The 26,935-nt window shown below is 60.4% G+C and carries 18 protein-coding genes and 1 riboswitch; of the genes, 8 read left to right on the top strand and 10 right to left on the bottom strand.

Annotation, left to right across the window (positions count from 1 at the left end; translation table 11 throughout):
- Positions 1 to 2: 2 nt before the first annotated feature.
- The 5 genes from ftsH to dacB all read right to left on the bottom strand — a co-directional run bounded on the left by ftsH (position 3) and on the right by dacB (position 7,536).
- On the bottom strand, positions 3 to 2,681 hold the full coding sequence (gene ftsH, locus QKE19_RS03815; RefSeq protein WP_347890412.1) for an ATP-dependent zinc metalloprotease FtsH: 2,679 nt from the start codon (positions 2,679 to 2,681) through the stop codon (positions 3 to 5).
- Between the two features lie 269 nt (positions 2,682 to 2,950).
- Complete coding sequence (gene hpt / locus QKE19_RS03810) at positions 2,951 to 3,535, bottom strand: hypoxanthine phosphoribosyltransferase (protein ID WP_005510094.1); 585 nt, start codon at positions 3,533 to 3,535, stop codon at positions 2,951 to 2,953.
- A gap of 121 nt (positions 3,536 to 3,656) precedes the next feature.
- Positions 3,657 to 4,739: a tRNA lysidine(34) synthetase TilS gene (gene tilS / locus QKE19_RS03805; RefSeq protein ID WP_347890442.1), complete on the bottom strand. Its 1,083-nt coding sequence runs from the start codon at positions 4,737 to 4,739 to the stop codon at positions 3,657 to 3,659.
- Entirely contained in the window at positions 4,723 to 6,003 is a 1,281-nt protein-coding gene (locus QKE19_RS03800) for an amidase family protein (RefSeq protein ID WP_347890409.1), read from the bottom strand. The genes tilS and QKE19_RS03800 overlap by 17 nt, the downstream gene beginning before the upstream one ends.
- A gap of 48 nt (positions 6,004 to 6,051) precedes the next feature.
- Positions 6,052 to 7,536: a D-alanyl-D-alanine carboxypeptidase/D-alanyl-D-alanine-endopeptidase gene (gene dacB, locus QKE19_RS03795; protein WP_241482445.1), complete on the bottom strand. Its 1,485-nt coding sequence runs from the start codon at positions 7,534 to 7,536 to the stop codon at positions 6,052 to 6,054.
- A gap of 124 nt (positions 7,537 to 7,660) precedes the next feature.
- Here dacB and QKE19_RS03790 point away from each other — a divergent pair, with 124 nt between their 5' ends.
- From QKE19_RS03790 to QKE19_RS03775, 4 genes are all read left to right on the top strand, one after another.
- Complete coding sequence (locus tag QKE19_RS03790; protein ID WP_005510088.1) at positions 7,661 to 8,134, top strand: inorganic diphosphatase; 474 nt, start codon at positions 7,661 to 7,663, stop codon at positions 8,132 to 8,134.
- A gap of 153 nt (positions 8,135 to 8,287) precedes the next feature.
- On the top strand, positions 8,288 to 8,584 hold the full coding sequence (locus QKE19_RS03785) for a rhodanese-like domain-containing protein (protein ID WP_016421494.1): 297 nt from the start codon (positions 8,288 to 8,290) through the stop codon (positions 8,582 to 8,584).
- Positions 8,585 to 8,741: 157 nt separating this feature from the next.
- Positions 8,742 to 9,560 (top strand): MarR family winged helix-turn-helix transcriptional regulator, encoded by an 819-nt coding sequence (locus QKE19_RS03780; RefSeq protein ID WP_347890406.1) that lies wholly within the window; start codon positions 8,742 to 8,744, stop codon positions 9,558 to 9,560.
- Entirely contained in the window at positions 9,557 to 13,603 is a 4,047-nt protein-coding gene (locus QKE19_RS03775) for a Pls/PosA family non-ribosomal peptide synthetase (protein ID WP_347890404.1), read from the top strand. Before QKE19_RS03780 ends, QKE19_RS03775 begins: the two co-directional genes overlap by 4 nt.
- A 276-nt stretch (positions 13,604 to 13,879) precedes the next feature.
- On the opposite strand, the gene metE is transcribed toward QKE19_RS03775, so the two are convergent.
- On the bottom strand, positions 13,880 to 16,189 hold the full coding sequence (gene metE / locus QKE19_RS03770) for a 5-methyltetrahydropteroyltriglutamate--homocysteine S-methyltransferase (RefSeq protein ID WP_347890402.1): 2,310 nt from the start codon (positions 16,187 to 16,189) through the stop codon (positions 13,880 to 13,882).
- Positions 16,190 to 16,227: 38 nt separating this feature from the next.
- Positions 16,228 to 16,410, bottom strand: a riboswitch (cobalamin riboswitch).
- 207 nt (positions 16,411 to 16,617) lie between these two features.
- On the opposite strand from metE, the gene QKE19_RS03765 reads away from it, so the two are divergent.
- Positions 16,618 to 17,739: a Dyp-type peroxidase gene (locus QKE19_RS03765; RefSeq protein ID WP_070595433.1), complete on the top strand. Its 1,122-nt coding sequence runs from the start codon at positions 16,618 to 16,620 to the stop codon at positions 17,737 to 17,739.
- Positions 17,740 to 18,003: 264 nt separating this feature from the next.
- Here QKE19_RS03765 and ppk2 read toward each other — a convergent pair whose 3' ends face one another.
- Positions 18,004 to 18,903 (bottom strand): polyphosphate kinase 2, encoded by a 900-nt coding sequence (ppk2, locus tag QKE19_RS03760; RefSeq protein WP_005510168.1) that lies wholly within the window; start codon positions 18,901 to 18,903, stop codon positions 18,004 to 18,006.
- Between the two features lie 155 nt (positions 18,904 to 19,058).
- On the opposite strand from ppk2, the gene QKE19_RS03755 reads away from it, so the two are divergent.
- Positions 19,059 to 19,535 (top strand): DIP1984 family protein, encoded by a 477-nt coding sequence (locus QKE19_RS03755; RefSeq protein ID WP_049190643.1) that lies wholly within the window; start codon positions 19,059 to 19,061, stop codon positions 19,533 to 19,535.
- A gap of 344 nt (positions 19,536 to 19,879) precedes the next feature.
- On the opposite strand, the gene groL is transcribed toward QKE19_RS03755, so the two are convergent.
- The gene (groL, locus tag QKE19_RS03750) at positions 19,880 to 21,505 is read right to left on the bottom strand and encodes a chaperonin GroEL (RefSeq protein ID WP_347890399.1); all 1,626 of its coding nucleotides are present in this window, start codon (positions 21,503 to 21,505) and stop codon (positions 19,880 to 19,882) included.
- Between the two features lie 378 nt (positions 21,506 to 21,883).
- On the opposite strand from groL, the gene QKE19_RS03745 reads away from it, so the two are divergent.
- Positions 21,884 to 23,269: a dipeptidase gene (locus tag QKE19_RS03745; RefSeq protein WP_070601052.1), complete on the top strand. Its 1,386-nt coding sequence runs from the start codon at positions 21,884 to 21,886 to the stop codon at positions 23,267 to 23,269.
- Positions 23,270 to 23,508: 239 nt separating this feature from the next.
- Positions 23,509 to 24,063, top strand: coding sequence for a hypothetical protein (locus QKE19_RS03740; protein ID WP_048731724.1), 555 nt, complete (start codon positions 23,509 to 23,511; stop codon positions 24,061 to 24,063).
- An 83-nt stretch (positions 24,064 to 24,146) separates the two neighbouring features.
- Here QKE19_RS03740 and QKE19_RS03735 read toward each other — a convergent pair whose 3' ends face one another.
- Positions 24,147 to 25,913, bottom strand: a complete 1,767-nt coding sequence (locus QKE19_RS03735) for an iron chelate uptake ABC transporter family permease subunit (RefSeq protein WP_222865187.1) — start codon at positions 25,911 to 25,913, stop codon at positions 24,147 to 24,149.
- A complete protein-coding gene (locus QKE19_RS03730) occupies positions 25,910 to 26,719 on the bottom strand; it encodes a metal ABC transporter ATP-binding protein (protein WP_035006260.1) in 810 nt (269 codons plus the stop codon). Before QKE19_RS03730 ends, QKE19_RS03735 begins: the two co-directional genes overlap by 4 nt.
- Positions 26,720 to 26,935 lie beyond the last annotated feature (216 nt).

Below are 26,935 nucleotides of genomic sequence, written 5' to 3'. Positions count from 1 at the left end.
ACTTATCGCTCCTCGTTGGTGTCCGGCTTGTCCTGCCAGGCGCTGTTGTCTTCGTTTCGCTTGACGACGCCGTCCTTATCCGAATCGTGCATCTGTGCCCCCTTGTCATCGGAGTTGTCGGCGTTCTTCGCGTTTTCCGAACGCTCTGTGTATTCCGGCTGCTCGTTATCCGGGAGACGGAATCCGCGCAGCTCCTGCTGCTGTCCCGCCGACGGCATCACCGTAGTCGGGGTGGCATCGCTGCCAGAGTTGTCCTGGCGGTGACGTCCACCCTGCCTGTCCCACGGCATCTTCGGAGGGGCAGGGATATTCGCGGGGCCGTTGCCACCGTTGCTACCAATACCGGTTGCCTTCGAGCCGAAGTCCGGCGCACCTGCCGGGTAGTTAGCAGTGCCCGGGTGCTGGCCACGCGCGTTGCCCTGGCCTTCCTGTGAACCCGGCTGATTCTGCCCCTCAGGGCGAGGAGTCGGCGCAGGCGCCGGTGCCGGTGCGGGAGCCGAACCGTGCGTGCTGCCGGTATCCTTCGGCGGCCAACCTGGAGCGGTCCAACCAGCCGGCGGTGGGGTGCCACCGTAAACCGGAACATTCGGTCGGTCCTGCTGGGCGCCCGGCAGACCCGGGACACTAGCATTACCGGCACCAGCGGAGCCTGCCGGCCCCTGACCATTGCCGTTGTTGCCCGCGTCCTGGTTCTCTGGTTCGCGGCGGCGCACCGGCGCGAAGATGTTGACACGCTTCGGCGGTTCCTCGCCGCGCTCGATTGCCAACTCCACCGGTGTCTTCACCGGCTCGCGGCCATCGGCCGGGTGCTTGGTGTCGCTATCGAAGAAGTTCAGGCGCTCACGCGGAACGACATCGGTGAAGATAACTTCCAGATCCGGACGACGCAGGGTCTCCTTCTCCAGCAGTTTCTCAGCCAGAACATCGAGAGTGTCGCGGTTTTCCTTCAGGATGGCGTAGGCCTCGTCGTGAGCCTTATTGATCAGCAAACGAACCTGCTGATCAATGGTTGCTGCCACCTCCGGAGAGTAGTCCAGAGAGCCGCTGCCACCGCGGCCGACGAACGGGTCGCCCTGCTCCTCCCCGTACTTCACCGGGCCGAGCTCCGGCGACATGCCGTACTCGGTCACCATGGCGCGAGCAATCTTGGTGGCCTGCTCAATATCGGCAGAAGCACCGGTAGTCGGCAGTCCGAAAACCAGCTCCTCGGCAGCGCGACCACCCATGGCGAAGACCAGACGGGCAAAGAGCTCTGGCAGGTTATACATGCCCTTGTCGTCCTCGGGGACGGTCAGCGCATGTCCACCAGTGCGACCGCGAGCCAAGATGGTGACCTTGTAAACACGCTCGATGTCCTTCAGCGCCCACGCAGCCAGGGTGTGGCCACCCTCGTGGTAGGCGGTGACCTTCTTCTCCTGCTCGGAGATCACCTTGGAGGTACGGCGCGGACCGCCGATAACTCGGTCGACTGCCTCTTCCAGCGCATCCGCAGTAATGATGTTGCCGTTGACGCGAGCGGTCAGCAGCGCAGCTTCATTCAGCACGTTCTGCAGATCAGCACCGCTCATACCGGCGGTACGCTTGGCCAGCGATGTCAGATCCGCATCCGGTCCAAGCGGCTTGTTCCGGGCGTGGACCTTCAGAATTGCCTCGCGGCCCTTCAGGTCTGGTGCGCCCACCGGAATCTGTCGGTCAAAACGGCCCGGACGCAGCAGCGCCGGGTCGAGAATATCCGGACGGTTGGTCGCAGCCATGATGATCACGCCCTGACGATCACCAAAACCATCCATCTCCACCAGCAGCTGGTTCAGGGTTTGCTCACGCTCATCATGGCCACCGCCCATGCCGGCACCACGCTGGCGGCCGACGGCGTCGATCTCGTCGATGAAGATAATGCACGGGCTGTTTTCCTTGGCCTGATTAAACAGGTCACGGACACGAGAGGCACCGACACCGACGAACATTTCAACGAAGTCCGAACCCGAGATGGTGTAGAAAGGCACTCCTGCCTCACCAGCGACGGCGCGGGCCAGCAAGGTCTTACCGGTACCTGGAGGACCGTAGAGCAGAACACCACGCGGAATCTTCGCGCCGAGCTCCTCGTAGCGAGCTGGGTGCTGCAGGAAATCCCTAATCTCGTCGAGCTCCTGGACGGCCTCATCGGCACCAGCAACATCCTCGAACGTATTGGTCGGAGTCTCCTTGTTCAGCAGCTTGGCACGGTTGCCACCAAAGCCGAACATGCCGTTCTTGCCGCCTTGCATGCGGCTGAAGAAGTACATGATGACGAAGAAGAAGATCACCATCGGCAGCAGGAAGCCCAAGGTGGACATCAGGAAGGAATCCTGCGTGACCTTGGTATCGAACTTCTCCATACCCTTGGCGGCGGTGACCTTGTCAAAGACTTGGTCGGTCGCACGCGCTGGGTACTTGGTCATCACCTTCGTGACGTCCTCAGTACCCTCGACCTCCACGCCCTTCTTCAGGGTGAGGCGAATTCGCTGTTCACGATCGTCAATCTGAGCTTCCGTGACATTGCCCTTATCCAACTGGGTCAGGGCAACGGACGTATCCACCTCGCGGTATTCCCGGGAATCATCCGCCAGCTGAGTAATAGCAAAGAGGATAATCAGGATGATGCCGGCAACGGTGGCAAACCGGAACACCTTTTTCTTGTCCATACAGTGGGTTCGCTTTTCGCTCTCTACATCTATTAGTTGCTTTTATTAATTGTACGCATCAACGAGTTCTTCTCGAAGACACATCAATGACACAACGTGGGGCCAGGGCTCATGGCACCTGACCCCACAGTAGGCATAACGCATCGCAACCGAAAAAAGTTTCCAACTCCCACTTTTCATAGCTAGAAGACAGCTAGAACTGCGGGAGGGTACGCGCGCAATGCCCGTCGTAAAGCATCGGCACTGTGCAATAAGCGCCGAAGACAGACCTAGCCCTGGTAAACGCGCGGGTGAAGCGTGCCGACGTACGGCAGGTCGCGGTAGCGCTCGGCGTAATCCAGGCCGTAACCGATGACGAACTCGTTCGGAATGTCGAAGCCAACATCCGCAACATCCAGGCTGGTGCGCACAGCCTCCGGCTTACGCAACAGCGTAATGACCTCCAGGGAGCGCGGATTACGGTTGCGCAGGTTCTTCATCAACCAGGACAGGGTCAGGCCGGAGTCAATGATGTCCTCGACGATCACAACATCGCGTCCCTCAATATCGCGATCCAGGTCCTTCAAAATACGCACCACGCCTGACGACGAGGTGGAGTTTCCGTAACTGGAAACCGCCATGAACTCCATCTGGCTGGGAATGCTGAGCTGACGAGCAAAGTCAGTCAGGAAGAACACCGCACCCTTGAGCACTGCGACCAGAATCAGATCGCTGTCGGCATCCTTGTACTTCTCATTCACACGATGCGCCATCTCGGCAATGCGAGCATGCAGCTCCTCTTCGCCAATGAGAACTGCCTCTACCTCATCGCCGTAGGGGTTTGCGGGGACGTTGAAATCCTTCACATCATGCATCGCATTTCCTTTCCGCACTTCTATGGCGGCGTGTCGATGGAGCGTAACTGCCCCAGTGCAAGTTCAGAGCTATGGCAACCGATTGTTCTCAGCCGCCGGAAGTTGGATTGCGGCACCCTTCTTAAGGCACCGCGGGACGATTCATTACCAATTGTAGAGTGCCATCTTTTCGCTCAACGACCAACCTGGCATTTCTGTCAGCACCATCGCGACCGCGGGTCACCGGCACTTCGCCCTGGCCGTGATAGCGGTGCACGAGCGCCATCACCATGTCGATCTGTTTACTACTGGGCTCCGCACCCGCCTGCCTCAACCAACGCGCGAGGACGCGCACCGCGATGGCGTCGTCAAGCTCAGCCACCCCTCGCACAGACAGGCTCCCGCTTGCCGACGCCTCTTCCTCCCCCAGCAGCGCATGCAGAGCTGACTCGGCGTGAGCGTCCAAAAAGTCATTGTCGGCTGCTGCAATCGCCGCAGTCTTAGCGAGATTTTCCGCAACTCCCGGACCCAGCTCCTGCTCCAGCAGCGGCAAAATCGTCTTTCGAACCCGGACGCGGGCGTAATGGTCGTCATGGTTGTGCGGGTCATGCCACACCTTCAAGCCCAGCTCTTCGCAGCAGAGCTGCGTGTCGCTGCGTCGTACACCGAGCAGCGGGCGCAGAATCCGAGTCCCGTCAGACCACGTGAGGTTGTCGCGGATGGCGGACAGCGCCTGCGGACCGCCGCCCCTGGCCAGCCGCAGCAAAACTGTTTCCGCCTGGTCGTCCAAGGTGTGGGCGAGCATCAGCGCCGCACCTCGAGATTGGGCGACTTCCCGTAGCACTGTGTGTCGTGCCAAACGCGCCTCGTATTCGGGACCACGGTCGGAATTGTTGTTGATATCGACCGCGATAACCTCGGCCGTAGCCCCCATCCCCCGAGCTATGTGGGCGGCGCGCTCGGCGACTTCAGCAGAGCCCTGCTGAAGCTGATGATCCACGACGACGGCGTGGACTTTACGCCCGGCCAGCGCACCCTTCGGCCCGAGAGCTTCCGCACAGGCCCCGGCGGTCAGGGCCAGCGAATCCGCACCGCCGGAAAGCCCAATGACAATACCGCTGCCCAATTCCTGCCCCACCTGCTGCACTATCGCGCGGACAGCTTGCCGAATGATAAGGAAATGAGGGCTGCGGTCCGGCCAAAAAGGTCTAGCCAACGCGCCCACCACTTGCGATGGCTTCCATCGCGGTAAGCAGAATTCGCTCCTGGGTCGGGCGCGCAATCAGTTGCACCGGCAACCCAGAGATCGGTTCCACAACGATACCGGCCGGAAATCCCAGGTAATTCCACGTCGAGACGTAGGGAGTGAAGCGCAGATTGGACAGCAGATTCACAATCCAGGGCATACGATGCCACGCGCGGATCCGCGGTGGATTCTTGGCCAAAGCTGGGGTAATCAAAATGGTGTCACCCGGCAGCTCACGCTCGATGCGGGCGCCATCGCGTGCCACTTGGCGGCCATTGATTGTGAAACGCAGCAAGCGTCCAATGCCGGCGTGGACTCGATTGCGCCACTCCAGGTGATCAGGGCGCGGCTCGTCGCGAAGCTGATCCGCCACCCCCGCAGTCCAGCGCGCGAGCATCGGCAGTGGGTTCAGCGGGTACGGCATGTTCTTTTCCGTGACGGCAAATCCCTTGTCCGCGAATACTCTCGCCGCCTGTTGTGCCGCATCGACGTACTCCGGTGCAGCCTTCAAACCGAATACGGGCGCAGTGGTGTCCACGCTGACGGCGAAGTTTTCAGGCAGGGTCTTCGCCGGATCCTCCGCATCCACTATGCCATTTGTGAGGATCTTGGTGATCAGGCGCAAGTCATCGTTGTCGACTGTGAGCACCCCCTGGACAGACATTCCGTACCAGTCATTGCCGCCCACGCGCCCCGGCATTGTTCCCGGGGTCGCCTTCAGAGTCGAAAGCCCGCAGCACGCTGCAGGGATACGAAGTGACCCCATGCCGTCGTTGCCCTGCGCAAACGGAACCATCCCAGCAGCGACAGCCGCTGCGGATCCACCGGAGGACCCACCCGGAGTGTGCCCCGGCAGAATCGGATTGTCGACGGCCAGTCCCGGCAGCGTCGTCGTCCCCCACGTACAGAACTGCGGATTCACCGTAGTTCCCACCGCGATTGCACCGGCGCTAGTCAACTGCTGGACAAACGGGTTTTCTAGAGCGGTGTTTTCCTTCAGCGCAAATGGCACACCTGCGAGCGGCAACTCCGAGAGTTTCTCGCTTTGCTCGAGTTCCCGCGCAGCCTGCAGAGCCCTATCCGTCCACACTTCGCGGAAGGCATGAATCCCTCCATCCAGTCTGGCGATAGCGTCGAGACTGCGCTGCACGCTGTCCACCGGGCTTAGCTTTCCCTCGCGGACCTGTGCGGCAATCTCGCGAACGGTTGGCAAGTTCCTAATCGCGGAAGTGTGAGAGGCCATTGCAGATTCATCTCCTCAAATTATTTTCAGTGGAAAATAAATCTCAGTTTAGATATCCGCAAGGGCGCTCGCTGCCTTATCGGACGCAGCTCTTGCCGGCAACAGGCTCGCCTCGTTGGAAATCAGTGCGAACGTCAGCACCTGTCCCGACTTCGTCACCACATATCCCGCCAACGCCGAGGCTTTATTCAGCGTGCCTGTCTTCGCACGGACGATGCCCGCCCCGGACTGACCAGCAAAGCGCGTCGCCAGAGTGCCGGACACCGCCGCCACCGGCAGGCTATCCAGCAGTGGGCGCAACCGCAACGCAGCGCTTTCCGACGACTCCTGCGACTCCGCCAGTCCCCCCTGCTCGGCCGATTCCACCGGACCCGCGGCCGAATTGAGCACCTCGGAGAGATGCTGCGGAGAAATACGGTTATCCGTGCTCAGGCCGCTGGAGTCCGACAGCACGGCGCCATCGAGAGGAAAACCGTGCTCCGCGAGAGTGTCGCGCACGGCACGTGCGGCCCCCTCAAAGGTCGGCGGCAGACCGCGAGAGATAGCCACCTCACGGGCAATGGACTCGGCAAGCACGTTGTCGCTGTAGTTCATCATCTCGTGCACACGGGTAACCAGCGGGGCCGACTGCACGAGCGCGACGGGGTCTGGATCCAGAGGCAGTGACTGACCATCCTTGGCCGCATCCCTCAAGCTGCCTCCGTTTTCCGCACCAAGCGCCTTGGCCAGTGCATCAGCGGCATCCGCGGCGGGCGTGGCGCTGCGCTGCGATTCTTCATTCGTCGGATCGATACGACCGGCGTCCATCATCACCGACTCCACCGGTGCGATGTAGCCGTCCTCCAGCCCCGCACGCTCCCAGGTCTCGTGGAAACTCTCGGTGAATAGAGAGTTGTCGAGATAAACCTTGCCGACCCCCTCCGGAATGACCACGGAAATCTTTTTCGCCAACTCAGCGAGTGAAGCCGAGTCCTGGAAGAACCCTTCCCCGTCCTTGCTTAAGGTGGGGTCGCCCCCGCCGTGCAAAACGATGTCGTTAGTCCCCGTAACCCGGGAGACACGGGTGGAAACCCGATGATCTTCACCTAAGTCCAACAGTGCGGCAGACGCAGTGAGAATCTTCATGCTGGACGCCGGCATGGCCACCGCGGTGTCATTGACCCCCCACAGCTTCTGGCCGGTCGAAGCATCGCTGACAATTCCATGCAGCTCACCGAAGGCTGGATCGGCCGCAGCAGCGTCCATGATGGCGCTGACTTTTTGAGCCAGAGCGCCGTCGTCAAGCGAAGACTGCGCCGCCGTCACAGGAGCAGAGACATGACTGACCGCGGGCGGTGCATCGACAACAATCTGACGATTGTTATTGACGACAACCGCTACGCCGCTGCCCGCTGCGATAACGAGAACACCGGCGATGGCACCGCCGATTTTCAGTCCGCGCGACTTCTTGGATTTGCCGGATTTTACGGAACTGGGCGATTTTTGCGTGCCCTTAGCGGCGGTTTTGGAGCTGTCAGAGTCGGTACTACCCACGGTCACAAACACCTTCTTCCTGAAAACAAAACCTCACTTAAGGTGCACAAATAAACGGTTTTGAGCGGGTTTCGCATAAGATAGCCGTCAGAGAAGTGTACACCGATTATAAGGAGTCATCGCCGTGAGCGTTGAGGTCACTATTGAGATCCCGAAGGGTCAGCGCAACAAGTACGAAGTCGACCACGAGACCGGCAAGGTCTACCTCGACCGCTACCTGTTCACCCCAATGGCCTACCCGGCCGACTACGGCTTCATCGATGAAACCCTCGGCGAGGATGGCGACCCGTTGGACGCTCTCGTGATCCTGCCGGAGCCGGTTTTCCCGGGCGTTATTGTCAAGGCTCGTCCGCTCGGCGTTTTCAAGATGACCGACGAGGCCGGCGGCGACGACAAGCTGCTGTGCGTCCTGGATGATGTCCGCTTCGACCACTACCAGGACATCGACGATGTTTCCCAGTTCACCAAGGACGAGATTGAGCACTTCTTCGTCCACTACAAGGACCTGGAGCCGGGCAAGGAAGTTTCCGGTTCGGGCTGGGGCGACAAGGCTGAGGCTGAGCGCATCCTGGCTGAGGCTATCGAGCGCCACAAGTAAGAGCCACAAGTAAGAATTGCGCTAGCCAATCTCCCTTTCTGGGGCTCGCACCTTTGACGCAGTTCCTGTGATTCAGCGCTACGGCCGTCGGAGTTTTCCTCCGGCGGCCTTTGTGCTTCCGGCGATAAGGCCAGATTGCGTATAGTGCGCACTATGGAAACCGTAAACGTATCTGAAGTACCCGAAGACGCACAGATCATTGATGTCCGCTCACAGATGGAGTGGGATGACGGCCACGCCACCGGCGCCGTTCACATCCCCATGGAAGAGATTCCGTCCCGCTACGGCGAGCTGGATTTGGATTCCGACATTTACCTGATGTGCCGCTCCGGTGGACGTGCCGCTCAGGTTTCTTCCTGGTTGGAGAAGAACGGTATCGACACCATCGTCATCACCGGCGGCATGATCGACTGGGAGCACTTCGGCCGCCCAATGGAGAAGGCCAACTAAACCAACTACAACTGCCCTGCCTACCCGCAGGGCAGTTTTTCTTTTATCTACCCACCCCAAAGCACAGACCTTCTAACAATCCGCAGGCAAACAGGGACATTATTAGTTGGCCATGTCCCATTATTGACGGTTCCCCAGATTGTCTAGTATGGGAAGTATGTCTGATTCATCCGTACTTTCCTCGGCGGACTCAGCCGACACCAGCGGTGGTGTGGCAGCCGACGTAGACGCGAAGGTGTCTGCTGTCGACGCACAGAGCGGCACCAAGGCGAAGAAGGCTCGCAAGGGAGCGAAAGCCAAAAACAAGGCCAGCGCTAAGTCCAAGTGCAAGCCCGGCTCCGCAAGCGAACCCGCCGTCGCACCGGCCGCCCTGCGCAAATCCGCGTCCTGGTGCCTGGCACAGCTCGATGCGGCTGTCCGTGCCAGCGTCAACGCGGCTCTTGGCCGCACTCAGATTGAGTCGATTTCCATCCGCGGTTATTGGGTTCTGGAGGCCATCGCCGATGGCGGCGACATGGCTCAAACCGAGCTGAGCGCGCTGCTCGGCATGGACCGCTCGGACATGGTTCGCCTGATTGACTCTCTGGAGTCGGCAAATCTAGTCGAGCGCACCCGAGACTCCAAGGATCGTCGCCGCCAGCTCATCGCACTGACAGAAACGGGCAACACTACCCGCGCATCTCTGCGACGCTCACTCCGCAGAGCCGAGCGCGCCGCCGTCGCCGAATGCGCACCCGAGGTACGCGCGCTGCTTGCATCGCTTGCCGACGACTCCGCTGCAAGCCCCGAAACTGACTCCGGCGCGAAGAACCCCGAGGCCGCTACCCCAGAGGTCACGGCCACTGAGACAGACACCAAGGGCATGGCGGAGAATAAGACGCAGGCGACGTCGTCAAGCGATGCCCAGCGTCCTAAACGGAAGAAGTCGAAGAAGAAGAAAAAGCGCAAGAAGAATAAGAAGGGGGCTCTCAAGTGACAACCACTGAAGCGAAGTTCCTACGCACTACGGAACAGCCGCTTGAGCGCACACTCATTGACATTGTCCGGGCGACCGCGCGAAGGTTCCCTGAGGCTGAGGCCATCGATGACGGCGAGGTTGTCGTCACGTATGCGGAATTGATCAACGAGATTGATTCCACAGCTACGTGGCTCTACGAACAGGGCATCCGTCGCGGCGACCGCATTGGTGTGCGGATGCCGTCGGGAAGCCGCGAGCTCTACCTGGCAATTTTGTCCATCATGGCTGCCGGTGCCGCCTACGTTCCGGTGGATGCGGACGACCCCGACGAGCGTGCCGAAATGGTCTTCGGCGAGGCCGGTATCGCCGGTTACTTCGATGCTGAAGGCCTACATTTGGCTGGCTCTACGGCGCGTAATCGCCCCCGCCCGCTGGACTCCGACGCCGACTCCGACGAGGAAGAGACGGAACCGACGCCGCCGAGCGCACGCGAGATCATCTCGCAGGAGCCCACTCCTGACGATGACTGCTGGATTATTTTCACCTCTGGCTCCACCGGCAAGCCCAAGGGCGTGGCGGTCACCCACCGCAGCGCCGCCGCTTTTGTCGATGCGGAGGCCCGCTGGTTCTTGGCCAACCACCCGGAAGGGCCGCTCGGCCCGGACGACCGCGTTCTCGCCGGCCTGTCCGTCGCCTTCGACGCCTCCTGTGAGGAAATGTGGCTGGCCTGGCGAAATGGCGCCTGCCTGGTGCCGGCCCCGCGTTCGCTGGTGCGCTCCGGTGTGGACCTGGGCCCATGGCTGATTTCCCGCCACATCACCGCTGTTTCCACGGTGCCGACACTGGCCGGCCTGTGGCCCGCCGAGGCACTCGACAGCGTGCGCCTGCTCATCGTCGGCGGCGAGGCCTGCCCGCAAGAGCTGGTCGAGCGACTGTCCACCCCAGAACGCGAAATGTGGAACACCTACGGCCCCACCGAGGCCACCGTCGTGGCCTCCGGCATCGAGCTGAAGCCTGGCAAGCCCGTGACCATTGGTTTTCCTCTGGACGGCTGGGACCTCACCGTTATCGACGAGGAGGGCAACCCCGTCCCACCGGGCACCAAGGGCGAGCTGGTCATTGGCGGTGTGGGACTCGCGCGCTACTTGGATCCGGAGAAGGACGCCGAGAAGTACGCGCCGCTGCCAGCCCTGGGCTGGGAGCGCGCGTACCGCACCGGCGACCACGTCATCATGGATGAGGGCGGACTGTACTTCACCGGCCGCGTCGACGATCAGGTGAAAATCGGCGGGCGCCGTATTGAGCTCGGCGAGGTCGAGGCGCACCTGGCTGCCCTCCCCGGCGCTACTCAGGCGACTGTCGTGGTGCAGAAGACCGGTGCTGGCGACTCCATCCTGGTCGGCTACGTCGGCGCCGGTGGCGACGCCGCAGCCATGGACTACGACAAGTGCATGGATACTCTCCGCGATGCCATGCCAGCCGCGATGGTGCCACGCCTGCACATCATGGATGAGCTGCCGGTTCGTACCTCCGGCAAGGTCGACAAGGCGGCGTTGCCGTGGCCACTGCCTGCGCGTGCGGGTGAGGGCGACGTCGACAAGCTGAGCCCTGTAGAGAAGTGGCTGTCCGACATCTGGGCGGACGTGCTGTCCGTACCTGCGCCCGGCGCGGCCTCGGACTTCTTCGCCCTGGGCGGCACGTCCTTGGCGGCGGCGAGCGTCATTGCGCGCATTCGCCAGCGCGCCCCACAGGTCGCCGTGCGCGATCTCTACGACCACCCGCGCCTGGGCAATCTCGCCGAGGAGCTGGTCGCGCGCGGTTTCATCAGCGACGACATGCTTGCCGACGACGCCAGCGACCCCACCGCTCACCTGGAAAAGGTGCCCGAGCCGACGCCTGTCTCCCGTAAGACCCGTTGGGCCCAGGTAAGCCTCATGGTGCCATTGCAGTGGGCACGTGGCATGCGCTGGGTAACGTGGCTTGCGATTATCAACTGGGTTATCGGCGGACCGCTGGCGCTACCAGGCTGGTTGGTGGCCGTACTGGCCGTGCTGTTCCTGACCCCGCTGGGGGTCATGCCCATCAACGCGGCGACGACACGCCTGCTCACGCGCAACATCACCCCGGGTGATTACCCGCGTGGCGGTTCGGTACATCTGCGGCTATGGGCGGCCGAACGTCTGGCAGAGAGCTCTGGCGCCCACTCAGTGGCGGGCGCTCCGTTCGTGCTGTGGTACGCCCGCATGCTGGGCGCCCGCATTGGTAAGGGTGTGAATCTGCACGCGCTGCCGCCGGTGACGGGTCTGGTCAAACTGGATGATTACTGCTCGATCGAGCCGGAGGTAGACCTGTCCGGATACTGGGTCGATGGCGATGTCGTCCACGTCGGCGAGGTCACTATTGGCAAGCACGCCCGCATCGGTGCCCGTTCAACGCTGCTGCCCGGCGCGCGTATTGGCAATGACGCTCACATCGAGGCGGGTTCCACCGTCACCGGTGAGAAGAAGGTCAAGGCTGGCGCGCGCTGGTCGGGTTCCCCGGCTCGCAAGGTCGGTCGGTCCAAGCACCGCTTCCCGGAGGAAGTTCCGCCGGCTCGCCGCCACTGGGTGGCTATCTACGGTCTCACCGCTGTCTTGCTGACATTGGTGCCGCTGTCCGCTGCGGTCGCGATGGCTGCTGTCATCGGTTGGGGCACGGGGCTTATCGACGGCACCACCGAGCTATCCACCTCGAATCTCTGGTCAACGCTGGGCAGTGCCGTGCTGTGGACTATTCCCGCCACCTTCGTCGGTGTTGCGGTGTATGCCCTGCTGACGCTGATTCTCGTGCGCCTGTTCAGCATCGGTCTGAAGCCGGGAGTGTTCCCGGTGCGTTCGCGCGTGGGTTGGCAGTCCTGGGCGACAATTCGCCTGATGGACGCTGCCCGTCACGACCTATTTTTCATCTACGCCTCCATGCTGACGCCGCTGTGGCTGCGTGCACTGGGCGCCCAAATTGGTCACGACAGCGAAGTCTCCACCGCGATCGGTATTCCGAAGTTCTTGCACGTCAAGGACGAGTCCTTCTTGGCTGACGACACCATGGTCGGCAGCTACGAGCTCGGCGGTGGTTGGCTGCTGGTGGGCGACTCCCGCATCGGCAAGCGCGCCTTCCTGGGCAACTCCGGCATCACGCTTCCGGAACGCAAGCTGGCGAAGAACTCGCTGGTGGCCGTGCTGTCCTCTACCCCGAAGAAGACCAAGTCCGGCTCCAACTGGTGGGGTTCGCCGCCAGAGCGCATGCGCCGCGTGGGCACCGTCTCCAGCGATGAGTCAGCGCAGACCTACCGTCCGACTACGGGATTGAAGGTCGCCCGCGGCATTGTCGAAACGCTGCGCATCCTGGCGCCGATGGTCTCTCTCATGCTGGCAACAATCACGTTGTTGAGTCTGCAGGGAATTGGCATGTTCACCGCGGAGTTGGTCACTGCAGATGGCGTCAACGCTGCCCTGCTCGGCCTGGTGGTCGCGTGGCTACTCTCCCCTGCCGTGCTGCTGATTGTTGGTGTGCTGGGGCTGTTGGTCACGGTCGTGGCCAAGTGGGTGTGCGTCGGCAAGCACAAGCCCGGTGATCACCCATTGTGGAGCAAGTTCGTCTGGCTCAACGAGCTGCAGGATGCATTCGTCGAAATGGTCGCCGCGCCGTGGTACCTGAACCCGGCGATGGCCACCGGCGGTATCGCACGCGCGATGCGTCTGCTCGGCGCAAACGTCGGCCACGGCGTGTGGCTGGAGACGTACTGGCTGCCCGAGACCGACCTGGTCACCATCGCGCGGGGTGCCTCTGTCGGCCGCGGTTGTGTCGTTCAGACGCACCTGTTCACCGACCGTGTGATGACGCTCGACACCGTCCACATCGGACACGGCTCCGTGCTGGGACCGCACTCAGTCGCACTGCCGGCATCTGTGCTTGACGACGGCTGCCGCGTCGAGCCCGGTTCTCTCGTCATGCGCGGTGACCATGTTCCTGCGCACACCTCCTGGCGAGGTAACCCAATTGAGCCAGTAGTGGCCAAGAAGTAGCCCGGCTTGTGTAGGGGCTTTGTTGGCACAACGGGCTGCAAATGTGAAACTGTGTAAGTTTATAGCACTTTCAAGCCATTTTTCGGGCAGTTTTTGCTATAAACGCAGTCAGTAACTCACATTGGCCCGCTGCCGCCAGCCATAAACGCAGTCAGCTACTCACATTGGGGCTAAGTGGGGCTAAGTAGCAAAAGGTACCCACCCAGCGTCACGCCGACCAGACACACTTTTTGCTACTTAACCCGCTATTTATTTTTCGGCTATGCAGTTCGCGACTTACTCTGCTAGCTGCAACCGAACCTGCTGAGCTGCGGCTACCAATACTTTCAGTGAAGCCGTAACCTCTTCCCAACCTCGGGTCTTTAGACCACAGTCCGGATTAATCCACAGCAGGTTGGGGTCAACGCTTTCAAGCGCATCTTCCACGAGCTGGTTGACTTCTCCGTCCGTCGGCACGCGAGGCGAGTGGATGTCCCAGACACCTGGACCAATCCCCCGAACGTATCCCTCATCCTTCAGCGCTGCGAGCACCTGCATGCCGTTGCGAGCTGCTTCGATGGACGTGACATCGGCGTTGAGTTCATCGACGGTGTCAATGAGCTCATTGAAGTCCGAGTAGCACATATGCGTATGAATCTGAATGTCGTCAGCCACACCAGAGGTAGCCAGACGGAAGGAACCTACGGCCCACTTCAGGTAGGCGGGCTGGTCCGCTTCATTCAGGGGCAGCAACTCGCGAATGGCTGGCTCATCGACCTGCACGATTTGCGCTCCAGCGGCCACGAGATCTGCAATCTCATCGCGCAAAACCAGCGCAACGTTATCCGCAGTGTCACCGATGGGCTGGTCATCACGGACAAACGACCATGCCAACATGGTCACCGGCCCGGTGAGCATTCCCTTGACGGGAAGGTCAGTCATGTCTGCCGCTGCCTTGTACCACTGCACCGTCATCGGCTCTGGCCTGGTGATATCACCGTAGAGAATTGGCGGGCGCACACAGCGGGAACCATAGCTTTGGACCCAGCCATTGGTGGTGGCAAGGTAGCCGTCCAGCTGCTCCGAGAAGTATTGCACCATGTCGTTGCGCTCAGGTTCACCGTGAACCAGCACATCGAGCCCCAGTTCTTCCTGCTGTTCAATGGCAGATCGAATTTCAGCGAGCATTGCCGACTCGTAGTCAGCTGGGGTGAGCTCTCCCGTGCGCAGCTGCGCACGTGCACGACGAATGCTATTGGTCTGCGGGAAGGAACCGATTGTGGTGGTCGGCAGCGGAGGCAGATTGAGGGTCTCAGCCTGAGCCGCCTGGCGAGCCGCAAACGGGGAACGGTTACGGTCGCTATCCTCGATTGCCGCCAAAGCTTCACGAACTTCAGGCTTAACAATCCGCTTCGACTCTGCCCTCGATGCCAGTGCTGCCCGGGACTCCCTCAACACCTTTAAATCCGCGGCATCGAGTTGGCGGTCATTCAACTTGGCATCAAGCGCCCTCGCCAAAAGGGTCACCTCGGCAATTTTCTCATCGCCGAAGGCCAGCCACTGCAGCACCTCGGCATCTTCTTCGCTCGGGTTTTCCGAGGCCAGGGAGTACGGGACATGTAGCAGCGAACAGCTAGTCGACACCGCGATGGGGCCTCGGGCTGCCAGCTTCTCCAGCGTCGCCAGGGCTGCATCCAAATCGGTGCGCCACACATTACGACCATCGACAATGCCCGCAACCAGCAGTTCCTTGCCGGTCCAATGCGGCAGCTCGGAGCTACCTGCTACCAGGTCGCAACCAATGGCCTGCACGCCTGTGCCAGAAAGGGTTTCCAGCGCCTGATCACCATCACCAAAGTAGGTCTGCACCCACAACTTGGTATTCGCAGACTCCGCCACGCCGGCCAACTTCTCGTAGGCCTGGCGAGTCCTAGCAAGAGTCACTTCATCGAGGTCAGTGACCAATACTGGCTCATCGAGCTGAATCCACTCAAAGCCCTTATCCCCCAGTTGAGCGATGATTTCCGCGTACGCATCGGTCAACTTTTCCAAAAGGCCAAGTGGGTTCGAATCATCGTCGGTACGCGACAGGCTCAAGTAGGTCACAGGACCAATCAAATGAGGGCGCAGCATGGTGGTGGCGCCATTGTTTAAGCTGCAGGAATCATCCAACCAGTCAGTGAGGTCAGAGGTAAATTCAGTATCGGCTGACAGCTCCGGAACAATGTAGTGGTAATTGGTGTCGAACCACTTGGTCATTGCGGATGCCGGTTGCGTCTTCGTACCGCGAGCGGCGGCGAAGTAGTGGTTGATCCATTCCGGTAGGTTGGAACCGTCCGTTTTCGGGACATTCTGGAAGCGGGCTGGAAGCACTCCGAGCAGCGCCGATGTATCCAGCATAGAGTCGTAGAACGAGCGCCCAATTGTCGGAACCGAGTCGATTCCTACCTTCAACGCTGCGCCAATGTAGCTATTGACAGTGTTGCGCGCCGTCGCGGCCAACAGGCCGCCGGTCGCCGGGTCGCGCCAGTAGTTTTCCAGAGCTTTTTTGAGCTCACGATTACGCCCTATCCGCGGAATGCCCGCGAGGGTTGCGTGAATTGCCATGATCTCGTGATTTCCTCGTCAGTCGTGATCAGCATCGGATATGAAATTGCACAACCGGCAGGCATTCGGACTTGTCATCACTGCAAGATTGGTTATCAACTCGTCGGATAAACCAAAGCTCTGGCAGTGATGCTTACCGTTGCGGGACAGTTCCGGACTTGCACCGGGATTCCCCTGCATAACTCGAGGGCCTCATGCGCGCTAGGCTCAAAACACACCTTGCGCGGAAAACGTGCGATATGCAGCACTTTCCTTTATGAACACCTTCGAGGCGGCTGTGGATGTGAAGTATATCGCAATATACAAATATGTCATTCACTTAGCCCCTCCCCGAGCCTTCGCTTTAGTGCTCTCCTGCTGGGGCCAATGCGATTAAGCTCGTAGTCATAAAAGCTATTCATTCCACCGCTTTCAAGGAGTGACCTCGATTGACACAGGCTTCCGAAACTTCCCTGAGGGGCGCCAAGATTCCGTTCGATGGCCCGGTCCAGTCAGGCGTTGAACAGCCCGGCCAAGCACATCTCCGCCTCGTCGCATTCGATTTGAAGGACGGCGTCGACGCAGCAGATCTGAAGGCACTGTTCTCCTCGCTTACCGACGTTGCCCGCCGCCTCACCCAAGGCCAGGACATCGAGGGGTATCTGGAACCGGAAATGGTTGCAGCCACTGCAAACCTGACCATTACCGCAGGTTTCGGTGAGCGCATCTTCGATGTGCTCGGCAAGCCAGAGCGCAAGCCGGCTGGTCTGCACGATATCCCGTCATTCCAGCATGACATGCTCCGCCCTGAGTGGGGCCAGTCTGACTTCGCTCTGCAGTTGTGCGGTGATGATCTCGTCACCGTTTCGGCCGCGTCCCGTCTACTGGAAAAGAAGGCGGCTCCGTGGGCTCGCGTGAAGTGGTTCCAGAAGGGCTTTTCCTACGCCTGGGGTTCGCAGCCTCACGGCGCTACCCCACGCAACCCGCTGGGTCAGCTCGACGGCACCGTCAACCCGTCCACTCCGGAGGAATGGTCCGAACAGGTGTGGATTGACTCCAAGGACAAGGCGATTAACAACTCCTGCGTGATGGTTGTTCGCCGTATTGCCCTCGACTTGAACAATTGGGATGAGCTCAGCACCGACGAACGCTCCATCGTTATCGGTCGTGACTTCCACACCGGCGCTCCTCTTTCCGGCGGCAATGACGAGTTCGATGAAGAGGACATGGACGCCGTCGATGACCAGGGCGAGTATCTCATCCACCGCCAGTCTCACTTGGCGCTTTCCCGTGAGCAGGATGGTCAGCCTGACGACGCCCTGCGTCGCCGCGCCTATGCCTACGAAGACCAGCCCGGTGAGCCGGCCTTCCCGTTCGAAGGACCGAACGTTGGCCTGGTCTGGGTTGCATTCCAGAAGAACCCGGACAACCAGTTCAGCGCAATCCAGGCCCGTTTGGATCGCGGCGATTTGCTCAATGAGTGGAACCGTCACATCGGCTCCGCTGTGTATTGGATCGCCCCTGGCACTACCCCTGATTCTTACTGGGGACAGGAGTTGATTGAGGGGTAGCGGCTGCAAGCTGGCGGACTAAAACCTGGCGGGCTGCAAATGTGAAACTGTCCTAGTTTATGACACTTTCGGGCAAAATTTCTGGCCGTTTTTGTCATAAACTCAGTCACTAACTCGCATCGCCCCGGCGCTGCCAGCCATAAGGGCATCGCCCCGGCGTCGTCACACACCGCCGCCAGCCATAAGAAAACGCCCGCCGAGTGCCTGAGCACTCCTGCGGGCGTTTCTTCTAGACAAGAACTTTGTCAGTCACGGACCACCGAACTAGTCACCAATCTGGTCACGGCCACGCTTAACAATCTTCGGGTCCGGAGTACCAACCAGCTCGTGGTCCTTCTCCGTGTACTCGAACTTGCTCAGCACATAACGCATTGCGTTGATGCGGGCACGCTTCTTGTCGTTGGACTTAATGGTAATCCACGGGGACTCATCCGTATCCGTGTAGCGGAACTGCTCTTCCTTTGCGCGGGTATAGTCACCCCAACGGTCCAGCGATGCGAGGTCCATCGGAGAGAGCTTCCACTGACGTACCGGGTCAACCTGGCGAATAGCGAAGCGAGTGCGCTGCTCCTTCTGGGTCACAGAGAACCACAGCTTGGTCAGCGAAATACCGGAGCCCAGAATCATGTTCTCCAGCATCGGGACCTCACGCAGGAACTCTGCGTGCTGCGACTCAGTACAGAAACCCATCACGCGCTCAACGCCCGAACGGTTGTACCAAGAACGGTCGAAGAAGACGATTTCACCAGCGCACGGGAAGTGCTCAATGTAGCGCTGGAAGTACCACGATGTGGACTCACGCGGAGACGGCTTTTCCAGAGCCACAGTACGAGCACCACGCGGATTCAGGTGCTCGTTAAAACGCTTAATGGTACCGCCCTTACCAGCGGCGTCACGGCCTTCGAAGAGGATGATGTGCTTCTGACCAGTTTCCTTGGTCCAGTTCTGCCACTTCAGAAGCTCAATCTGCAGCTTCCTCTTAATAGACTCATATTCCTTACGAGTCATGCGCTCCTCGTACGGGTAGCCATCGCGCCAGGTATCAACCCGCTCACCGTCTGGAGTGACCAGTACCGGATCGTCCTCATCAGAATCATCGACGACGTAACCTTCGGTCTTCGCCAAATCGACGATGTGGAATTCCTCTTCATTCTTGTCAGCCATACCCCTTATCCTACTGAATTTCTCTGCCACGCGTCCCCCATGCGGGTGCCCTTACCTGCAATTTCCCAGCAGTTAACGTTCCGTCTTACCGAAATTGAGGGGGGTGGGACTGCACGCAGCGACCGTCGATAAGCACTGCGCGTACAATAAATGCCATGTTGTTATCCGAGGCTCTTGCCGCACGATCCGAAGTTTCCGACCGGCTGGCTGAGATTAATCGCCGTCTCGCGCTGGTGGCGCAGGTGCAGGAAGGCGATACGCCTGATGAAGATCCGCAAGCGCTTATTGCCGAAGCCGAGCGTCTGATGGCGCGCTTCGAATGGCTGGTGCGCTCGATTAATGCCACGAATTCCGCTACTGCCTTCGAGGACGGAACGCTTAGCGACGCACTCGCGAAGCGCGACCACCTGCTAACACGGCGGCGGTTCTACACCTCCGCAGCCGATCAGGGCTCGGGTCGGCGGGATCGATACTCAGCTTCGGAGATTCGCTATGTCGCCACTGTGGATATCCGGTCGCTGCGCCAGAAAGCCGACAAGGCGGCGAAGGAATACCGGGACTTGGATACCCGTATTCAGCAGGCGAACTGGTCAACCGAGCTTATCGAGGCCGCGAATAAGCCGGCCGAATAGCAAAGTGGCAGGGTTCGGTAGCGAAACCAGAAGAATTTCACATTTTGATAAGTCGGTAGTTGCATCCAGATTGTCGGCGAGCGCGACGGCCCGTCTCTGGCCTTAAAGGGACACCTAAAGATCTCACCTGTACTGAGGCAGCAGGATTAATAACAGACAGTCCTCGGCATTGCGTACATGGGTACAGATCATCGGTTATTTTTCACTACCAAGCGCTGAGGCGTCTGATGCAACGAGGGTGGGTTCGGGGACTTAAAACTTTCTCAAGTTACACAGCAAAAAGCGCCGCTGAGGATTTCCCTCAGCGGCGCTTTTTAGGCTAACTCAAGCAGTCGGGACCTCTTTTAGAAGCCCATGCCGCCCATCTCGTCGCCACCCGGCATTGCCGGCATAGCCGGTTCCGGCTTGTCAGCGACAACAGCCTCGGTGGTCAGGAACAGAGCCGCAATGGAAGCGGCATTCTGCAGTGCGGAGCGGGTAACCTTCACCGGGTCGTTGATGCCAGCTTCCATCAGGTCGATGTACTCGCCGGTAGCAGCGTTCAGGCCTTCACCCTGCGGCAGGGAAGCAACCTTCTCGGTAACGACGCCGGCCTCGAAACCAGCGTTCAGAGCAATCTGGCGCAGCGGAGCTGCGAGAGCCGCACGCACGATGCGGACACCGGTTGCCTCGTCGCCGGTCAGACCCAGCTCGTCGTCAAGCACGTGCGAGACCTGCAGCAGTGCGGAACCGCCACCAGCGACGATGCCCTCTTCCACAGCAGCCTTTGCGTTACGGACGGCATCCTCAATGCGGTGCTTGCGCTCGTTGAGCTCGACCTCAGTTGCGGCGCCAGCCTTGATAACTGCAACACCGCCGGCGAGCTTAGCCAGGCGCTCCTGCAGCTTCTCCTTGTCGTAGTCGGAGTCGGAGTTCTCGATCTCAGCGCGGATCTGGTTGACGCGGCCCTCGATAGCGGACTGCTCGCCAGCGCCCTCGACGATAGTGGTCTCGTCCTTGGTGACGACCACCTTGCGAGCGCGACCCAGCAGCGGCAGGTCAGCGGTCTCGAGCGACAGGCCGACCTCCTCAGAGATGACCTGGCCATCGGTCAGGATAGCCATGTCCTGCAGCATTGCCTTACGACGGTCGCCGAAGCCCGGAGCCTTGACAGCGACAGACTTGAAGGTACCGCGGATCTTGTTGACGACCAGGGTGGACAGAGCCTCGCCCTCGACGTCCTCAGCAATGATCAGCAGCGGCTTGCCGGACTGCATGACCTTCTCCAGCAGCGGCAGCAGGTCCTTGATGTTGGAAATCTTGCCGGAAACCAGGAGGATGTACGGATCCTCCAGAACGGCCTCCTGGCGCTCCATGTCAGTGGCGAAGTAACCGGAGATGTAGCCCTTGTCGAAGCGCATACCCTCGGTCAGCTCCAGGTCGAGACCAAAGGTGTTGGCCTCTTCCACGGTAATGACGCCTTCCTTGCCGACCTTGTCCATAGCGGTGGCAATCAGCTCACCGATAGCCGGGTCAGCAGCGGAGATACCAGCGGTAGCAGCAATCTGCTCCTTGGTCTCAATGTCCTTAGCGGACTCCAGGAGCTTCTCGGTAACAGCCGTGACAGCCTTCTCGATGCCGCGCTTGATGCCCATCGGGTTGGAGCCAGCAGCAACGTTGCGCAGACCCTCGGAAACCAGAGCCTGAGCCAGAACGGTAGCGGTAGTAGTACCGTCACCAGCGACATCGTCGGTCTTCTTGGCAACTTCCTTGACCAGCTCAGCGCCGATCTTCTCGTAAGGATCCTCAAGTTCGATTTCACGTGCAATGGAGACACCGTCATTGGTGATCAGCGGTGCGCCCCACTTGCGCTCGAGGACTACGTTGCGACCCTTCGGGCCCAGCGTAACCTTGACAGCGTCTGCCAGGGTGTTCAGACCCGTTTCGAGACCGCGGCGGGCCTCCTCGTCAAATGCAATCATCTTAGCCATGAGGTTTGAAGAATCCTCCGTCTATTTATGTGGCACTTACATTGGAAGTTGACCCAGGCGCCCGCGACGGCATGTGATTCGAGGGAAGCGCCGCCCTCTCCATCACCGGAGTCAACACTGTACTTTTTAACGACTTTGCAACACTTGTTTCAGCCTGCGCTGCAGTATGTGCTGCAGTTTGCTGCAACTCGCATACAACGCACACATACACAAGGTGTGAAGTTGTTTTTATTAGCACTCAATTAGAGCAAGTGCTAATTCACTTTTTTAGCACTCAACCCCATCGAGTGCAAGGTTAAGCGCCGCAACTCCCAACGCCAATACCACTCCCGACGTCACTCCCAACGCCATCATGCCTGTGCGCCTACACTGTCGCACATGAGCATTATTGATAAGGAACTCACGGGCACCCTGCGAGACCACATCTCCAGCCAACGAGAGACCATCCGCACTCAGCTGACCGAGCTGGTCGCTTTCCCATCCGTACACGGCACCGAAGAAACCAAGCAGGCCTGCATCGACGCAGCCCAGGCGGTTACTGACATGTACGCAGAGCTGGGTATCGAGCTAGAGGCGCATCACACCATCGACGGTTCGATTGCACTGTCGGGTTTCATCCCCGGGTCGTCGGAAAGCGCGAAGACCGTACTGCTCTACTCCCATTACGACGTCCAGCCGGCGGGCGACGAATCCGCTTGGACCGCGGATCCGTGGACGCTCGATGAGCGCGACGGTCGCTGGTACGGACGCGGTACTGCCGACTGCAAGGGCAACGTGGTCATGCACCTGGCTGCGCTGCGCGCGCTGCGCGACGACGCTCTTGCGGGCCACGTCGACATGCCAAACATCAAACTCATCGTGGAGGGCTCCGAGGAGCGCGGGTCGGCGGGCCTGAACAACCTCATCGCCACACAGCCAGAGCTTTTCGACGCCGACGTCATCCTCATTGCGGATGTCGGCAATGCCGAGGTTGGCCAGCCGACGCTCGTGACCACTCTGCGCGGCACCGCCGATGTGGAAGTACGCGTCGATGCGCTGGAGCAGCCGGTTCACTCGGGCATGTTCGGCGGCGCAGCCCCGGATGCGCTGGCGGCACTGATTCGCATGCTCGACAGCCTGCGCGATGAAAATGGCTTTACTTCTATTGATGGACTGGACTGCTCGCAGCGGTGGGAGGGCCTGGACTACTCGCCAGAGACTTTCCGCGCTGACGCCGGCGTGCTCAATGGAGTGGGCCTGATTAGCAACGAGGACACTTCCGTCTCCGATCTGACCTGGGCGCGCCCGTCGGTGATTGTGACCGGCATCGACTGCCCACCGGCAACCAATGCTGTCAACGCGATTTCGTCGACCGCCATGGCGCACATTAACTTCCGCATCCCAGGCGGCGTTGATCCGGCTGAGGCGCAGGACGCGCTGGAAAATCACCTGCGCGCACATGCTCCGTGGGGCGTGAAGGTGACGGTCGAACGCGACGAGCTGGCTAACCCGTTCCGGGCCAACGTTGAGGGCAAGGTTGTGCAACTGGTCGCTGACAGCCTGTCGGCCGCCTATGGCAAGGAGACCGCAAGCATGGGCGAGGGCGCCTCAATTCCGCTGTGCGCCACCCTGCTGGACGCCGTACCAGGTGCTGACATCGCGCTTTACGGCGTGGAGGAGCCACAGGCTCGCATCCACTCGGCTGATGAATCGGTCGACCCGAACGAGATTCGCGACATCGCTATTGGCGAGGCGGTTTTCCTGGCCTCTGTCAACGGAATTTAACGGGGACAGCAAAGAATCCACCAAAGATATTGATTGAATGACTTGTGTCACATCTTTTACCTGTAGTAAGGTTCCACCCATGCAGCAGAACATTCTTATTCGAGTAGCGAAGGCTACGAACCCCGGTGGAGGCCGACAGGACTGACCCCTCCACACGGGGTCTCTGGCCGCAACTTCTCAAAGCACTTGGTTGGTCCGCCACTCACAGCAAAAGCAACTAAGCAAAGGACCAGAAAAGAATGTTTCCCACTCGCACCCAGAAGAACATGTCCACTTCGACGACGTTCACGGGCAAGCGCCCTTCGTTGGAGCACCAGGACGACGGCAATGTGCGAACTTATTCCGACGATCCATTTAGGGCTCGATTCGGACATCGCCTGCCTCGAGGCTTAAGGCAAGAAGCTCGTGGCATGAACTGGCAGAAGTTCAAGGACACCTACTCCCCCACGAGCGGCCCGGTTCAGATCAAGAATTTCGAGGCAACCCGCGGCACCCTGGGGCGCTGGAATTTCAACGCTGACTTAACACTGACCGACAAGGACGACCACACCCACACCTTCACCCAGGAGATTACCGCTATGGGGCCGGTGTCGGCTTGCACTAATCTGCTGGCTGATGCAGGTTACCGCGTGGAAATCGTGGAATTCCACCAGTTCGAAATCTTCGAAGCTACCGCTACCTTTGTCTATGCAGGTCACAACAATGACCATGTGTGGACCATGGGCTTCGGCCAGACTCCGGAGGCTTCCGTGCTCTCCGCTTTGGTCTGCGCTGCTAACCGCCTGCATGGGTAGGACGCGGATGCTGCTCGTTTAGTAAACGGGGGGGGAATGCGACCGGGGAAGCCCAACGCATGTGGGCCTCGAGCATTCGCGTTTTAGCGCTTCAGCCCCGCGATCATGGTCTTCAAGTTGCTGCGCAGGAAATCCTCGTAGGTTCCCGCGACCGTGCCCGGCTTGCCGAGCTCATCGGAGTGCAGTGGCTCGTCGAAGATCGGAATCCCGGCCTCCTTCGAGACGGTCTTCATGGGGCGCGTATCCACGTTCGACTCCACGAACAGGTGCTTCGGGCGCTTGTCCTTCAGCTGGCGCACGAGGTGTCCGATCTGCGCGGGGGAGCCGTTTTCATCCGTGTCGATCTGCCAGATATACAGCTGCTCCATGCCGTAGGTGTCGACCATGTATTGGAAGGCATGTTCACTGGCCACGAGCACACGATCCTCCTTCGGCAGCGCACCGATCTGCTCGCGGTAGTCGGCGTCGATGCTCTCCAGCATGGCCTTGTACTCCGCCCCCTTCTCCTCGATGTGCTCGGCACGCTCGGGCAGGGCCTCGGCCAGCGCCGCGGTCACGTTCTCGGCCATCGCGATGCCGACGGTCGGGTCCAGGAAGGCGTGCGGGTTGATCTCCTGATTGCCCTTTTCGTCCTTGAGGTACTTCGGTTCCACGCCCTTGGTGGCCTCGACCATCTGGGAATCGTCCAGGCCCGCGGTGTTTTTCAGTTTCGCGAGCCAGCCGTGTTCACCGCCCTCGAGGTTCAGCCCGTTGTAGAACAGCAGGTCGGCGTCGCTCGTCGCATCCAGGTCCGCGGGCAGGGGGTCGTAGTCGTGCGGGTCCGTGCCGGTCGGCACGAGGTTATGGACGTCCACCGCCTCGCCGCCGATCTCCTCCACCAGGTCCGCCAGCAGCGTGAAGGTGGTGACGACGTTCAGCTGCTCACCGTCTGCCTTCTCCTCCGTCGAGAAGGTCACGGCCCCGAACACGAGGGCACCGCCCACCAGGAGGGCCAACAGCGCGGCCAGTGGCTTATTGCCCAGCGAGCGAGCAATCAGTCCCTTGCCTGGCGCGAAGAGGAAAGCCAGCAGGAACAGCGCGCTGGCGGTCAGCACGATCGTCACGCCGGAGGACACGTTGTAGCTATAGCTCAGGAACAGCCCCACTACGGAGCTGAGCGCCGAGATCGCCACTGAAAGCCCGATCATCACTCCCAGCCGGTTCGTCAGCAGGTACGCCGCCGACGCCGGAGTGATCAGCAGGGAGACCACCAGGATCACGCCCACCGTCTGCAGGGAAATGACCGTCACCAGCGTGAGCACCACCATCAGCCCGTAGTGGATTGCCCGCACGGGCACGCCAGCCGACTGCGCCATGACGGGGTCGAAGGTGCTGAGCTTGAGCTCCTTGTAAAAGACCAGCGTGAGAATCAGCACGGCAGCGGCAATACCGATCGAGAGGTTGCGGTCGGCGTCCTGAACGGTCAGGACGTTGCCGAAGAGGATCTCCGTCAGATCCGTCGCCGTCTGCGCTTTCGCCATGAGCAGCACGCCGATCGCGAAGAAGGTGGAAAAGACGATGCCGATCGCCGAATCGTTCTTCACAGTGGAGCGTTCGCTGATCAGCCCGATCGCCAGTGTGGCGAGTAGACCCGCGACCACCGCCCCGAGGAAGAGGTTCGTGCCGAGCAGGTAGGAGGCCGCGACCCCCGGTAGTACGGCGTGCGATATGGCGTCGCCGATCAGGGCCATGCCGCGCAGCACGATGAAGCTGCCGACGATGCCGCAGGCCACGCCCACGATCACCGAGGTGATCAGCGCTTTTTGCAGGTAGCCGTGGCTGAGTAGTGAGTCGAGGAACTCCGCGATCATGCTGTCTCCTCCTGGAGGGCTGCCTGCCGTGGCGTGGGGTGGGCTGGTGCTGACGGCTCGCGGATGACGAGCGCGCCGAAGGCCTTCTGCAGCACGTCGGGGACGAAGACCTCCTCGGTGGGACCCGCCGCGACGAGCTCGCCGTTGAGGACGATGAGGTCGTTGTAGTAGCCGCGCACCGTGTTCATGTCGTGGTGCACGACGACGACGTGCTTGCCCGCGTCCGCCATCTGCCGCAGCAGGGTCACGATCGTCTTCTCGCTGGGGACGTCGATGCCGACGAAGGGCTCGTCCAGGAAGATGTACTCCGCGTCCTGGACGATGGCGCGGGCAAAGAGGACGCGCTGGAACTGTCCGCCCGAGAGTTCGCTGATGTGGCGGTGGCGAAAGTCCCACATGTCGACGTCCTTGAGAGCCTGGGTGGCTGCTTCGCGTTCGGCCTTGCCGGGGCGGTGGAAAAGACCCAGGCGCGGGTAAGTGCCCATCAGGACGGTGTCGAAGACGCTGGTGGGGAAGTTGCGGTCGAGGTCAGAGCGCTGCTCGATATAAGCGATTGCGCGGCGCTGCTCGGCGGGGGCCTTGCCGTCGAGGGTGACGGGGTAGCCGGCAGGGGCGCCGGTGGGGCCTGTGCCGTGGACGTTGTGTTTGTCCAGGATCTGGAGCATCGCCTTCATGAGGGTGGATTTGCCTGAGCCGTTGGGGCCGATGATGCCGTGCATGCCGGGGGAGTCGAGGGTGAAGCTGATGTTCCGAATCGCGGTGTTCGCGCCGTAGCTCACGCTCAAGTTCTGGACGCTAATACTCATGGCAGCCAAGAATAGTGGTCAGTTCAATGAATCACCAAGTTCAATGTATTGACCTTTGGGGTGGGGTGGTGTTGGGGGGGGCAGTAATGGCACTGATTTGGGGCTTGAGCAGTCAGCCGCTCAAGCCCCAAAAAATGCCCAACTTCCGCCCCCCCACAACTCACCCCCAAATTTTCACTTTCCCAGAAACAATTGACCGTTTTCACACACTCGGTT

This window comes from Corynebacterium sp. c8Ua_99, assembly GCF_039907185.1.
Classification (GTDB): domain Bacteria; phylum Actinomycetota; class Actinomycetes; order Mycobacteriales; family Mycobacteriaceae; genus Corynebacterium; species Corynebacterium jeikeium_D.
The sequence above is the reverse complement of the archived record's forward strand: the minus strand, read 5'-3'. Positions and strand labels throughout refer to the sequence as shown.

Coding starts and splice junctions, on each gene's coding strand:
- ftsH (WP_347890412.1), bottom strand. CDS start 2,681: ATGGACAAGAAAAAGGTGTTCCGGTTTGCCACCGTTGCCGGCATCATC.
- hpt (WP_005510094.1), bottom strand. CDS start 3,535: ATGCATGATGTGAAGGATTTCAACGTCCCCGCAAACCCCTACGGCGAT.
- QKE19_RS03800 (WP_347890409.1), bottom strand. CDS start 6,003: ATGGCCTCTCACACTTCCGCGATTAGGAACTTGCCAACCGTTCGCGAG.
- QKE19_RS03785 (WP_016421494.1), top strand. CDS start 8,288: ATGGAAACCGTAAACGTATCTGAAGTACCCGAAGACGCACAGATCATT.
- QKE19_RS03780 (WP_347890406.1), top strand. CDS start 8,742: ATGTCTGATTCATCCGTACTTTCCTCGGCGGACTCAGCCGACACCAGC.
- metE (WP_347890402.1), bottom strand. CDS start 16,189: ATGGCAATTCACGCAACCCTCGCGGGCATTCCGCGGATAGGGCGTAAT.
- ppk2 (WP_005510168.1), bottom strand. CDS start 18,903: ATGGCTGACAAGAATGAAGAGGAATTCCACATCGTCGATTTGGCGAAG.
- QKE19_RS03755 (WP_049190643.1), top strand. CDS start 19,059: ATGTTGTTATCCGAGGCTCTTGCCGCACGATCCGAAGTTTCCGACCGG.
- groL (WP_347890399.1), bottom strand. CDS start 21,505: ATGGCTAAGATGATTGCATTTGACGAGGAGGCCCGCCGCGGTCTCGAA.
- QKE19_RS03745 (WP_070601052.1), top strand. CDS start 21,884: ATGAGCATTATTGATAAGGAACTCACGGGCACCCTGCGAGACCACATC.
- QKE19_RS03740 (WP_048731724.1), top strand. CDS start 23,509: ATGTTTCCCACTCGCACCCAGAAGAACATGTCCACTTCGACGACGTTC.
- QKE19_RS03735 (WP_222865187.1), bottom strand. CDS start 25,913: ATGATCGCGGAGTTCCTCGACTCACTACTCAGCCACGGCTACCTGCAA.
- QKE19_RS03730 (WP_035006260.1), bottom strand. CDS start 26,719: ATGAGTATTAGCGTCCAGAACTTGAGCGTGAGCTACGGCGCGAACACC.